This is a genomic window from Litorivita pollutaquae, from assembly GCF_003205515.1.
Taxonomy (GTDB): domain Bacteria; phylum Pseudomonadota; class Alphaproteobacteria; order Rhodobacterales; family Rhodobacteraceae; genus Litorivita; species Litorivita pollutaquae.
On the sequence record NZ_KZ826481.1, the window covers coordinates 362,645 to 375,244 of the forward strand.

A 12,600-nucleotide genomic window follows, 5' to 3' on the forward strand; every position below is an offset into this window, starting at 1 on the left:
TATAACCATAGGTCCGGCGTGATGAAACCTCTATTTGCGGATTTCTTCCGGCGTGGCGCGCGCAGGTCGGGCGGCGGTGGCGGTTTGGGGATTTCTTGCTGCCGTCCGGCCGCCTCCAACATTTCTTTTCCTCGGGCGCAGTCTTTGCAAAACCAGAAGGGTTAAGAGACAGGCCCGATCAATGCGGATAAATCGCGCCAGCCATAGGCGGTTTCGGATATATCCCCCATTTCGCTGGTGCGGGTCGCACAGGGCACCGCGCCGCTTTGGGCAAAAAAGGCTTCGGCGCTGGCATTGCCATCCAGCATCCAAAAGGCCGCCGCAGGTGCCTGCGCGTTCATATCAGCCGCAATGAACCGCAAGAGCGCCGCCCCAAGGCCGCAGCGTTGGTGGTCCTGAGCAACATAAAGCGAAGTGATCTCCCCCTCATAGCCTTCGTCGCGCAGCGCCTCATCGCGTTGCGGGCCGCAGGTGCCAAACCCCACCACATCGCCGCCTTCGATTTCCGCAACATATCCCCCGCCAAGCCCGCTCTCTTCGAAATGTTGAAAAATGGTCGTCCACGCCTGCTTGCGCGGGCCAACATTTTCCATCCGCTCGATCAATGCATCCGGCAAGACACCTTGATAGCTTGGCCGCCACAGGCCCGCCTGGATGGTTGCAATGGCAAAAGTATCGGGCGCAGAGGCCGGACGTATAGAATAGATGTGTTTCATATGCGTCTTATTGCATGCACGGCCAAGCCCGCGCAATAGGAACCAAATGCACCGGCGCGGGTTTCAGCAAGGCTTGCCGGCGGCCCCGGCGCGGATCTGCGGCGCTGGGAACATTGCCACCAGCCGGAGCCGCGTCACTCTGGACATGGTTGCAGATGGCGGTCACATTATTGTTCGACCTGCGCCAAGGCCGCACAACGTTGGCACGCAGAGCCGCGCGGTGCTTACCCGGGGTGATCTGATTGGATTGTTCTCGGCGTCTGGCTTCGGCAGCGATGCCGCGCGGTGCGGCTTCTTGTGGTGCAGGCTCCACACTGACTGCGAAGGGCACGAAGAGAGATGGGATTTTTACTGCGCTGGGTCGCAGCCTTTGGATTGCTCAGCGCAACCTACAACCCGACCCGTTGGAATTACACCCGCTGGGCACAAACCCAATGGGGCGATGCGATGCCCGTGATCGTATTGACGGGCCTCTTGTTGGGGGTCGGCTATATCATCTATTTGCGCGCAACGCTGCGTTCGATCGGCGTGTTTGGCATGGCGCTGGTTCTGGCCATTGTCGCAGCTGCGCTTTGGGTGCTCTACGATTACGGGGTGATCCGGCTTGATAATTCGGGGACGAATACCTGGATCGTGCTGGCTGCACTGGCCACAGTTTTAGGCACGGGCCTCAATTGGAGCCATCTGCGCCGCCGTCTCAGCGGACAGGCCGACATGGATGATCTTGACGATTAACCCCGAAACCCCACAACGGCGCGCATGACGGGTTGCGGCGCGGGCATTCTTTGCCTACATAGCCCCCTGTTATCTCATTCAGGCAGGCTCTCATGGAAAACGTCGTCCTTACCATCCATCTCCTTCTGGCTCTTGCGCTGATCGGCGTGGTGCTTTTGCAGCGTTCCGAAGGTGGCGGGCTTGGCATGGGCGGCGGCGGCGGTGGCGGCGGTGCCGTTTCGGGGCGCGCGGCAGCCACGGCGCTTGGCAAGGTCACATGGATCCTTGCCATCGGCTTTATCTGCACCTCGATTGGCCTGACAGTGATCGCGGCACAAAAATCGGCCGGATCTTCGGTTTTGGACCGTATGGGCGATGCGCCCGCTTCGGCCCCCGAAAACTCCGTAGATGCCCCGTCGGGCGCCGATCTCTTGCCGCCCTCGGCCGCAGAGAACGCGCCTTTGGTGCCGCTCGCCGACTAAGCCTTTCGGCAAACCACTATCGGTTGTTAATCTTTTCGTTGCTGCAACAGCATCTTGCGGTCTGCTTGCGCTTGGCCTGCGAATCCTTTATGTCTTGAGTCCCGTGGTGCTGTGGCTTTTTGGGCGACGCAGGGCTCACTTATTGCTCACTTTTCCGGCGTCTCCGGCCATGACCTAATATCAGGTTTTGTGTTTGGAACGTGCGACTTACACGGGGGAATGCCAACCTATGGCAAGGTTCATCTTTATCACCGGCGGCGTTGTCTCCTCTTTGGGCAAAGGTCTTGCCTCGGCCGCGCTTGGCTCGCTTTTGCAAGCGCGCGGGTTTTCGGTGCGGCTCCGGAAGCTTGATCCCTACCTCAACGTTGATCCCGGCACGATGAGCCCGTTTGAACACGGCGAGGTGTTCGTCACCGATGATGGCGCCGAAACCGACCTTGATCTTGGCCACTACGAGCGGTTCACCGGCGTTGCCGCGCGGATGACAGATTCGGTCTCTTCGGGGCGGATCTATTCCAATGTTCTGGAAAAAGAGCGGCGCGGTGATTACCTTGGCAAAACCATCCAAGTCATCCCGCATGTCACCAATGAAATCAAAGACTTCATTTCCGTGGGCGAGGATGAGGTGGATTTCATGCTCTGCGAGATTGGCGGCACCGTCGGCGATATCGAAGGGTTGCCGTTTTTCGAAGCGATCCGCCAATTCGCCCATGACAAACCGCGCGGGCAGTGCATTTTCATGCACCTGACCCTGCTGCCCTATCTGGCAGCTTCGGGGGAATTGAAAACCAAACCAACGCAGCACTCGGTCAAGGAATTGCGCTCCATAGGCATTCAACCGGACGTGCTGGTCTGTCGCTCCGAACACCCGATTCCCGAGAAAGAGCGCGAGAAAATCGGCCTGTTTTGCAATGTGCGCAAAGAGAATGTCATTGCGGCCTATGATCTCAAATCGATCTACGAGGCACCTTTGGCCTATCATCACGAGGGGCTTGATCAAGCCGTACTCGACGCCTTTGGCATCTCTCCGGCGCCCAAACCCGACCTGACCGTATGGCAGGACGTGGCGGACCGCATCCACAACACCGACGGCGAAGTGAATGTCGCCATCGTCGGCAAATATGTGCAACTCGAAGACGCCTATAAGTCGATCAAAGAGGCATTGACCCATGGCGGCATGGCCAACCGTGTGAAGGTCAATGTGGATTGGGTCGATGCCGAAGTGTTTGACCACGAAGACGCCGCGCCGCATCTCGAAGGCTATCACGCGATCCTTGTGCCCGGCGGCTTTGGCGAACGCGGAACCGAAGGCAAAATTCGCGCCGCGCAATTCGCGCGCGAACGCAAGGTGCCCTATCTTGGCATCTGTCTTGGCATGCAAATGGCGGTGATCGAAGCGGCACGCAATGTTGCAAAAATGGGCGATGCCGGATCCGAAGAATTCAACCATGAGGCCGGTGAAAATCGTTTTATCCCCGTGGTTTATCACCTCAAAGAATGGGTGCAGGGCAGCCATACCGTCAAACGCAAAGTCGGCGATGACAAAGGCGGCACCATGCGCCTTGGCGCTTATGACGCCACCCTCTCCGAAGGATCGAATGTCGCGCGGATCTATGGCAATACCGCCATCGAAGAGCGCCATCGTCACCGGTATGAGGTCGACACCGAATACAAAGACACGCTCGAGGCCAGCGGGCTACAGTTCTCGGGCATGTCCCCCGATGGCCGCCTGCCCGAGATCGTCGAATGGAAAGATCATCCGTGGTTTATCGGCGTGCAGTTCCACCCCGAATTGAAATCCAAACCCTTCGCACCGCATCCGTTGTTCAAAGATTTCGTGCGCGCGGCGGTGGAAAACTCGCGTTTGGTCTGACCGCGCGGCGCGGCGTTGGGGCATGATCTCGCCCCGCGCCCACGGCGCAGATGTATCACCATAGGCGCGGCCCTTCGTTGCTGCCAGCAAGAGCGCGAAGCGGCGGGCCGCCGCCTTGCAAAGCGGGCGCACAGATCCGGCGCACATATTGGGCATGAAGATCGAAGGATCGGTGCGGTTCGGAACAGGGTTTTGAGCAGAGACGCCGCACGGCTTCGGGATCTGTGGCGCGGCAGGCACCTTGGGTTTGAAAGCATCGGCATAACGCATCGGATCGCGCTCCCAAAAGCACCGGCACTGTCCTGCCCCAATCACCGCCCTATTTGCGCCACGCACCCGCCAGAACCGTTTGCGGATAATTGCCCCTTCACCGCGCGCCGCACCCGCGCGCACCCTTGCGGGCGCGCCTCCGACCCTCATTTACATTTGCGCCCTTTCGCTGGCCCCTGCCCATCAAATACGCCTATACCCCTCTCATGCAATCCCTTTGTGCCCCTGTTTTGATCTCTTGGGGCCGGAGATGGTGGCGCACCCTCGAAGGTCCAGAGACGCCTTGCGGCTCCAAAACCTTTGGCCGCCAAAGGGCATGGACAAACCCGAATAATCACGCGAGTTTGTGGCAGTTTTCAGGAGGAAGCCCCATGACCAAAAAAGCCTATTGGGTGGCCCATATGGATGTCAGCGATCCGCAGGCCTATGATAAATATCGCGCCGCCAATGCCGCCCCTTTCGCCGAATATGGCGCGCGCTTTGTTGTGCGCGGCGGGGCGCAAGAGGTCCGGGAAGGGGCCTGCAAATCGCGTACGGTTGTGATTGAGTTTCCCTCAATGGAGGCTGCGGTGGCCTGCTATGAAAGCGCCGGGTATCAAGCCGCCAAGGCCCTGCGCGCAGAGCCGGTCTCCATCGGAGATTTGGTGATTGTCGAAGGTTACGAGGGCTGACCCCTCTGGTCCTTGCGCCGCTGCCGCCCTATATCAACCTTATGTTTGCTGATTTTCTCAAACGGCTGATTCAGCCGGAGCCCGCCCAATTGCCCGATACCGATGCCCGCCTTGCGCTTTGTGCGCTTTTGGTGCGGCTGGCACGGACGGATGGGCATTATGCCGCTTCGGAAATTGAATGGATCGATGCGATCATCGAGGCGCGCTATGGATTGTCGGTCGAGCAGGCGCATGAACTGCGCCGCCATGCGGAAGTGTTGGAAAACGAGGCGCCCGATACCGTGCGCTTCACCCGTGCGATCAAAGATGCCGTGCCCTATGAGGACCGGCTGTCGGTGATCGAGGCGCTTTGGCAGATTGCCTTGGCCGATGGTGCCCGTGACGCCGAAGAAGACGCCATGCTGCGTATGGTCAGCAATCTATTGGGCGTCAGCGACACCGACAGTGCCCGCGCCCGGCAAAGAGTCAGCCCCCGCCCCTAACACGGCCGGCCCCTTTCAATATTGCGGTTTTGCGTCCGGGTCTCGCCTGCGGCTTTTGCTTGCGTGCGCAGGGGTTTGGGATAGAGTGCTGGAATATGATCAAATTCTGATCCAGCCGAAAACCGCGTGCGTCCCTGCCTGACGGCCCCGGCGGCACCCCGTCAGAATGTCGAAGAACAGGTGGTCCGATGCAGGACGCAAACATGAAAAATTGGCTTAGGAAACATCCGCTTGTGCGCACAATCCGCGTCGCGGCGGCAGACTTGAATGGACAGGCGCGCGGCAAACGCGTGCCAACCCGTTTCGCCGACAAGGTGGTTGAGGACGGCACGCGCTTCCCGCTTTCGGTGCTCAATCTCGACATTTGGGGCGAAGACATCGATGACAGCCCCTTGGTGTTTGACAGCGGCGATGCCGACGGAGTTTTAAAACCGACCGAGCGCGGCTTCATGCCGATGCCTTGGCTCAAAGCGCCCACCGCCCTCTTGCCGATCTGGATGTTTCGCGAAAACGGACAGCCCTATGAGGGAGATCCGCGCCATGCGCTCCGCGCCGTTGTGGACCGCTATACCGCGCGCGGGCTCACCCCAGTTTGCGCGATGGAGTTGGAGTTTTTCCTCATCGACGATTCGGGTAAAAACCCGCAAATACCGATCTCGCCACGGTCAGGCATCCGCCGCAAAGGCGCGGAAACCCTATCGATCCGGGCGCTGGATGCTTTCGATGATTTTTTCACCGATCTTTATGATGCCTGCGAGGAAATGGACATTCCCGCCGACACCGCAATTTCCGAAGCAGGTTTGGGCCAGTTCGAGGTCAATTTGATGCATTGCGACGATGCGCTGCGCGCCGCCGATGATGCGTGGCTGTTTAAAATGCTGGTCAAAGGATTGGCACGCAGCCACGGGTTTGCCGCCTCTTTCATGGCCAAACCCTATGCCGATTACGCCGGATCCGGGCTGCATACGCATTTCTCGGTACTGAATAAAAACGGTGACAATATTTTCGACGACGGCGGCGCAAAGGGCACGCCGGCACTGCGCCATGCGGTCACCGGATGCCTCAACGCGATGTCGGGCAGCACGCTTTTGTTTGCCCCCCATGCCAATAGTTACGACCGCATGGTGCCCGGTGCCCATGCGCCCACGGGGATTTGTTGGGCTTATGAAAACCGCACTTCGGCGATCCGCATCCCCTCCGGCGCCCCCGCCGCGCGGCGGATCGAACACCGCGTTGCGGGCGGTGATGTGAACCCTTACCTGTTGCTCGCTTCGATTTTGGGCGCCGCGCTCAACGGGATCGAGGATGGCATTGAGCCGCCCGAACCGATCACCGGCAATGCCTATGCCGCCGATCTGCCGCAGATGCCAACGCAATGGGGTGCGGCGATTGATGCCTTTGAGGCCAGCCCCGAAATCGCCCGTATCTTTGCCCCTGAACTCATCCGCAATCTGGTTCTGACCAAACGACAGGAATTGCATTTCATGAGCGAACTGGACGCCACGGAGCAGGTGGAAATTTACCTCGACACCGTATGATTACCCGCCCGCGCGCCGCCTCTTGCCGCCCCGCACGGCGCGGCGTATTTTTTAATGCAACCTCTATCGATGGTGCCCCATGAAAATCGGCATTTTGCAAACCGGCCATGCTCCTGACGCGCTGATTGGCGCATCGGGGGATTACCCGCAGATGTTTGAAACCTTGCTTGCAGGGCACGGTTTCACCTTTACCACCTATGATATAGAGGCCGGTGAAATGCCCGGCGACATCCACGACTGCGATGGTTGGTTGATCACCGGATCGCGGCATGGCGTCTATGAAGCACACCCGTGGATTGCGCCGCTCGAAGAATTGATCCGGGCCATTTGGGCCGCCAAAATCCCATTGGTAGGGATATGTTTCGGCCATCAGATCATTGCGCAGGCGCTTGGCGGGCGGGTCGAGAAATTCGCCGGAGGTTGGGCCGTCGGGCCGACCGAATATCTGATCGAGGGCGAGGCTTTGACGCTCAATGCGTGGCATCAGGATCAAGTCGTCGCCCTGCCCCGCGACGCACGCGCAGTGGGGGCTTGCACCTCGGGCCATTGCAGCACGGCGGCGCTGATCTATGGTGACACGATCTATACCGTGCAACCCCACCCCGAATTCGCCAACGATTTTGTCGGTGGCCTGATCGAGACCCGCGCCAAAGGTGTCGTGCCCGCGCCGCTGCTTGAGGCTGCGACCGACAAACTGCAAGCCCCGACAGATGGCGTGCGCCTTGCCGCGCATATCGCAGAGTTTTTCCTAAAAGGAGGCCAAAATGGCTGACTGGCTGAGCACAATCCCCGAAGCCGCGCAGGACTATCTCGCTGGCAAACGATTGGACGAGGTGGAGTGTATCATTTCCGACTTGCCCGGCATTGCGCGCGGCAAGGCCGTTCCGGCGAGCAAATTCGCCCGCCAAGACTATTTTCACCTGCCCGACAGTATCTTTTACCAAACCATCACCGGTGATTGGGGCGAGGCGGCAGGCGCCGAAGGGTTTATCGAGCGCGACATGATCCTGCGCCCTGATATGGACACCTGCACCGCTGCACCCTGGACCGGCGATTACACCTTGCAGGTCATTCACGACGCCTATGATCGCAAGGGCAAACCGATCCCCTATGCGCCGCGCAATGTCCTCAAACGCGTGGTTGAACTCTATCGCGCCAAAGGCTGGGAGCCGGTGGTCGCGCCGGAGATGGAGTTTTTCCTCGTGGCGCGCAACATTGATCCGGCCAAATCGATCGAACCGATGATGGGCCGTTCAGGCCGCCCCGCCGCCGCGCGCCAAGCCTATTCGATGACGGCGGTGGATGAATTCGGCCCGGTGATCGACGACATCTATGATTTTGCAGAAGCGCAGGGGTTCGAGATCGACGGCATCACCCAAGAGGGCGGCGCGGGACAATTGGAAATCAATCTGCGCCACGGTGATCCGGTGAAATTGGCCGATGAGGTGTTCTACTTCAAGCGGTTGATCCGCGAGGCCGCGTTGCGCCACGATTGTTTTGCCACCTTCATGGCCAAACCCATCGCAGACGAACCCGGCAGCGCCATGCACATCCACCATTCGGTGATTGATATCGCAACGGGGCAGAACCTGTTTTCCGGCCCGCAGGGCGGTGAGACGGATGCGTTTTTCCACTTTATCGCAGGGCTGCAAAATCACCTACCCTCAGCCATTGCGGTGCAGGCGCCTTATGTGAACAGCTACCGGCGCTACGTCAAAGACCACGCCGCGCCAATCAACCTTGAATGGGGCCGTGACAACCGCACGACCGGCATTCGCGTGCCGCTCTCCGACCCCGCCTCGCGGCGGGTCGAAAACCGCATCGCAGGGATGGATTGCAACCCCTATCTCGGCATCGCGGCCTCCTTGGCCTGCGGATATCTGGGATTGATCGAAGAAAAGCGTCCCGACCGGCAATTCAAAGGCGATGCCTATGAGGGCGAGGGCGATATTCCCTCTGTGATGGGCGATGCTCTGGATCTGTTTGAGGATGCGCCAAAGCTGCATGAGGTTTTGGGAGCGGATTTTGCCCGCGTCTATTCCATCGTTAAACGCGCCGAATATACCGAATTTTTGCAAGTGATCTCGCCGTGGGAGCGCGAGCACCTTCTGTTGAACGTATGAACCTGCTTTATGCCAATGACCGTCGCGGGACATATCCCGCCAGCTGGTATGCCGCCACGGTCGATACGCTTGCCCCCTGCCCGCCGCTCAAAGGCGAAGCGCGCGCAGACGTCTGCGTGGTTGGCGGCGGATATACCGGGCTGTCGGCGGCGCTGCATCTGGCCGAGGCGGGATATTCCGTGCGGGTGCTGGAAGCCCAACGCATCGGATTTGGCGCCTCCGGGCGCAACGGCGGGCAGCTTGGTTCCGGGCAGCGTATGTATCAAGACGATCTGGAAAAGCTCATAGGCACGGATGCCGCAAGCACGCTTTGGCAGATGGGCGAAGAGGCCAAGGATCTCGTTAAAGGTCTGATATCAAAACATGATATTGAATGCCACTATAAGCCCGGCGTGGCGTGGACTGCCATGAACGCCCGCGACATGGCCCATATGCATGACTATGCGGCGCTGCTGGCCGAGCGCTATGGGTATGATCACATCACCACAATGGACGCCGACGCCATGCGCGGTCTGTGCCCCTCCCCCGCCTATCACGGCGGGATGCTTGATATGGGCGCGGGGCATTTGCATCCGCTGGCATATGCCCTTGGATTAGGCCGTGCGGCGATGACGGCGGGGGCGGTGATCCATGAGGGCACCGAGGTGCATGGATGGGAGCGCGGGTCCGGCTCCAACGCGCACCCCATCACCGTCAAAACCGGCCATGGCCGCGTGGTCGCGGATCATCTGATCCTTGCTTGCAACGGCTACCTCGGCACGCTGGATCAAAAAACCGCCGCCCGCGTCATGCCGATCAACAACTTCATCGCCGCGACCGAACCATTGGGGGATCAGGCGGTCCGGGTTCTGACCAAAGATATCGCCGTGGCTGACAGTAAATTCGTGGTCAATTACTTTCGGCTCAGCCACGACAAACGTCTGTTGTTCGGCGGCGGCGAAAGCTATGGCTACCGGTTTCCGCGCGATATCGCCGCCGTGGTGCGCAAGCCGATGACACAGATTTTCCCACATCTGCGCGATGTGAAGATCGACTATGCGTGGGGCGGCACATTGGCGATCACGCGCAAGCGCATGCCCTACCTGGCGCGGCTCGCGCCGGGTGTCTTAACCGCATCGGGATATTCCGGCCATGGGGTCGGCACCGCGACCCATGCAGGCAAATTGATGGCCGATGTCATCACCGGGCACTCTGCGGGCTTCGATGCCATGGCTGCCGTCCCAGCCCCGGTGTTCCCCGGCGCCGGAGGAATGCGCGCGCCACTTCTGGCCTTGGCGATGAGTTGGTTTGCCTTGCGCGACCGGATCGGGATGTAGGCGGAGACGACAATATGCTGCGGGCCACGATCGGTTGTCCCGCTTGGCAGCACACCCATGGCGGAATCCCCTGCGAAGACATGCGAAATTGCTTGGGAAATGGCGGCCTGTCGTTTAGAAAAGGCGAAACAGCACTTCAGGAAAGCCGAAAGTCGCCATGACCCTACCGCCAAATGTCTACGACGCCGAACCAATCCCCGAAGCAGCCCGCGCCGAGATCGAGCGCCTTTTGCAATCAGGGGATCTGTTTCGCTATACTGCGCCTGAAGATGCCCCTGTCGCCCTTTTGGAGCGCGAGTTTGCCGGCATGCTGGGTGCCAAATATGCGCTTGCAGTCTCGTCCTGCTCGGCGGCCTTGTTCTTGTCGCTCAAGGCGCTCGACCTGCCGCGCGGCGCGCGGGTCCTGATCCCTGCCTTCACCTTTGCCGCCGTGCCTTCGGCGGTGGTCCATGCCGATTGCCATCCGGTTCTTTGCGAAGTGGGCGACAATTACCGCATTGATATCAAGACCTTTGAGGCGCTTCTCGATGACCCGACACATGGCGGCATCCAAGCCGTGATCATCAGCCACATGCGCGGGCACACCTCGGATATGGATGCCATAATGGCTCTGTGCAACACACGCGGCATTCCGGTTGTTGAGGATGCGGCACATTCTTTGGGCACCACATGGCACGGTAAAAACATCGGCACGATTGGTAAAATCGGCTGCTTCTCGTTTCAATCCTACAAATTGCTGAACGCTGGCGAGGGCGGCATCATGATCACTGATGACCCTGACATCCTGGCCCGCGCGGTCATCATGTCCGGCGCCTATGAGCATAACTGGCGCAAGCACAAAGCTCCGCACGGCGAGAACACCGCCGATCTTGAAACCGCATTCGCCCGCCACCAAAACCAATTGCCGCTTTATAACCTGCGGCTTGGCAATATGTCGGCGGCAATGGTGCGCCCGCAACTCAATGAGGTGCCCCGCCGTGTCCGCGACGGGCGGCGCAACCATGATTATGTCGCCGCATTGCTGAACGCCTCGCCTTGGCTTGAGGTGCCCGAAAAGCTTGACCCGGAAGAGCGGGCACCGGACAGCATCCAGTTTAACCTTGTGGGCCTCAACGCCGATGAAACCCGCGCCTATGCCGATGCTGCCGCAGCGCGCGGGGTCAAGGTTCAGGTGTTTGGATTGAGCACCGACAACGCCCGCGCCTTTTGGAACTGGCAATTCATCACCGGCGAGCTGCCCGCGTTGCCACAAACCCGCGCGATGTTGATGAAGGCCTGCGACACCCGCCTGCCGGCGCGATTGACACGTGCCGATTTGGATCTGATTGCCGGAACTTTGGTCGCGGCCGCCGCAGATGTCATGGGCGACACCCGCGCTTACGGCACCTGAAACCGCCGGTCGGCGAGGATAGAAAGCCCCGCACCGGCGGCTTTTCATCTGGGTTAGGCTTCTAGAACCTCAAGAGCGCCAGCCATGAACGGGAAGAGCTCAAGCGCCGGATCAACCACCGCCCCTTGCAACAGCGGCCGCAGGGTCGAGGCGATCTCGCGGGGCATTTCCCCCAAAACCCCGCGACGCGCCGTCAGGGAGATCGTCCGCGACAGCGGTGCGAAAGGCAATTCGAGCACATCCAGCAATGGCGCAAACCGCTGTGCCCGCATCAAGGCCATCGGCGTCAAGATCGTCCATCCGGCCCCCTGCCCGACCAATGCAAGAATAGCGTGATAGCTGTCCAATTCGAACCGATGCGCCAGCGTCAGGTTTTGCCGCGACAGGTGGCTTTGGATCAATCGCCCCATGTGATGCCGGGTGGTGTAATGCACCAGAGGCAAAGCTTGGAGCTGCTTCAAAATATGGCCTGCGGGATCAATGGCCCCTTTGGGTGCGGCAACGACAAAGCCCTCGCGCAACAACGGGTGAACTTCGGTCCATTCGGCGCTCGCGCCCATTTCGGCGGTGACAATCACATCAAGAGCCCGCGCATCCAATTGACCATACAATGCGTGGCTGGCACCGGTTTCGAGCAAAAACTGACATCCGGTCATGGTGTCGGCCATGGCCGTCAACAATCGCGGCGTGACATCCACTTCGAGATCTTCGACCACGCCGAGGCGCAAACGCGTCACCGGACCAAGATCCACACCGGCCAGTTCGGCGCGTGCTTGTTCGGCTTCATTGAGGATAAGATGAGCGCGGCGCAAAAACTTTTCCCCCGCCGGCGTCAAAGTGGCGGGGCGCGCGGTGCGATTCATCAGGCTAGACCCGATCGCGCCTTCGAGGTTGGTCAATTGTTGCGAGACCGCAGAGGCGCTCGCCCCCAACCGCCGCGCGGCGGCTGAAATTGAGCGTTCCTCTGCGGCAGCGACAAAAACCTCGATACCCCAAAGCGTGATCCGGCCCGCAGACGTGACCAT

12 protein-coding genes are annotated in these 12,600 nt (G+C 59.9%); 10 read left to right on the forward strand and 2 right to left on the reverse strand.

Annotation, left to right across the window (positions count from 1 at the left end; translation table 11 throughout):
* Positions 1-161 precede the first annotated feature (161 nt).
* Positions 162-716 (reverse strand): GNAT family N-acetyltransferase, encoded by a 555-nt coding sequence (locus tag DI396_RS01680; RefSeq protein WP_110794410.1) that lies wholly within the window; start codon positions 714-716, stop codon positions 162-164.
* A gap of 339 nt (positions 717-1,055) precedes the next feature.
* Here DI396_RS01680 and DI396_RS01690 point away from each other — a divergent pair, with 339 nt between their 5' ends.
* The 10 genes from DI396_RS01690 (at position 1,056) to DI396_RS01735 (ending at position 11,575) form a co-directional block, all read left to right on the forward strand.
* Positions 1,056-1,451 carry a DUF6524 family protein gene (locus DI396_RS01690; RefSeq protein WP_110794412.1) on the forward strand — a complete coding sequence of 132 codons (396 nt, stop codon included), beginning with the start codon at positions 1,056-1,058 and terminating at the stop codon, positions 1,449-1,451.
* 92 nt (positions 1,452-1,543) lie between these two features.
* A complete protein-coding gene (secG, locus tag DI396_RS01695; RefSeq protein WP_110794413.1) occupies positions 1,544-1,912 on the forward strand; it encodes a preprotein translocase subunit SecG in 369 nt (122 codons plus the stop codon).
* Positions 1,913-2,141: 229 nt separating this feature from the next.
* Positions 2,142-3,785 (forward strand): CTP synthase, encoded by a 1,644-nt coding sequence (locus DI396_RS01700; RefSeq protein WP_110794414.1) that lies wholly within the window; start codon positions 2,142-2,144, stop codon positions 3,783-3,785.
* 641 nt (positions 3,786-4,426) lie between these two features.
* Positions 4,427-4,726, forward strand: a complete 300-nt coding sequence (locus tag DI396_RS01705) for a DUF1330 domain-containing protein (protein WP_110794415.1) — start codon at positions 4,427-4,429, stop codon at positions 4,724-4,726.
* A gap of 41 nt (positions 4,727-4,767) precedes the next feature.
* Complete coding sequence (locus tag DI396_RS01710; RefSeq protein ID WP_110794416.1) at positions 4,768-5,208, forward strand: tellurite resistance TerB family protein; 441 nt, start codon at positions 4,768-4,770, stop codon at positions 5,206-5,208.
* Between the two features lie 203 nt (positions 5,209-5,411).
* Positions 5,412-6,746, forward strand: a complete 1,335-nt coding sequence (locus tag DI396_RS01715) for a glutamine synthetase family protein (RefSeq protein WP_110794825.1) — start codon at positions 5,412-5,414, stop codon at positions 6,744-6,746.
* A 79-nt stretch (positions 6,747-6,825) separates the two neighbouring features.
* The gene (locus DI396_RS01720; RefSeq protein ID WP_110794417.1) at positions 6,826-7,518 is read left to right on the forward strand and encodes a type 1 glutamine amidotransferase; all 693 of its coding nucleotides are present in this window, start codon (positions 6,826-6,828) and stop codon (positions 7,516-7,518) included.
* Positions 7,511-8,869: a glutamine synthetase family protein gene (locus DI396_RS01725; protein ID WP_110794418.1), complete on the forward strand. Its 1,359-nt coding sequence runs from the start codon at positions 7,511-7,513 to the stop codon at positions 8,867-8,869. Before DI396_RS01720 ends, DI396_RS01725 begins: the two co-directional genes overlap by 8 nt.
* Positions 8,866-10,185 carry an NAD(P)/FAD-dependent oxidoreductase gene (locus DI396_RS01730; RefSeq protein WP_110794419.1) on the forward strand — a complete coding sequence of 440 codons (1,320 nt, stop codon included), beginning with the start codon at positions 8,866-8,868 and terminating at the stop codon, positions 10,183-10,185. Before DI396_RS01725 ends, DI396_RS01730 begins: the two co-directional genes overlap by 4 nt.
* A 157-nt stretch (positions 10,186-10,342) precedes the next feature.
* Entirely contained in the window at positions 10,343-11,575 is a 1,233-nt protein-coding gene (locus tag DI396_RS01735) for a DegT/DnrJ/EryC1/StrS family aminotransferase (protein WP_110794420.1), read from the forward strand.
* 53 nt (positions 11,576-11,628) lie between these two features.
* On the opposite strand, the gene DI396_RS01740 is transcribed toward DI396_RS01735, so the two are convergent.
* Positions 11,629-12,600, reverse strand: a complete 972-nt coding sequence (locus DI396_RS01740; RefSeq protein ID WP_110794421.1) for a LysR family transcriptional regulator — start codon at positions 12,598-12,600, stop codon at positions 11,629-11,631.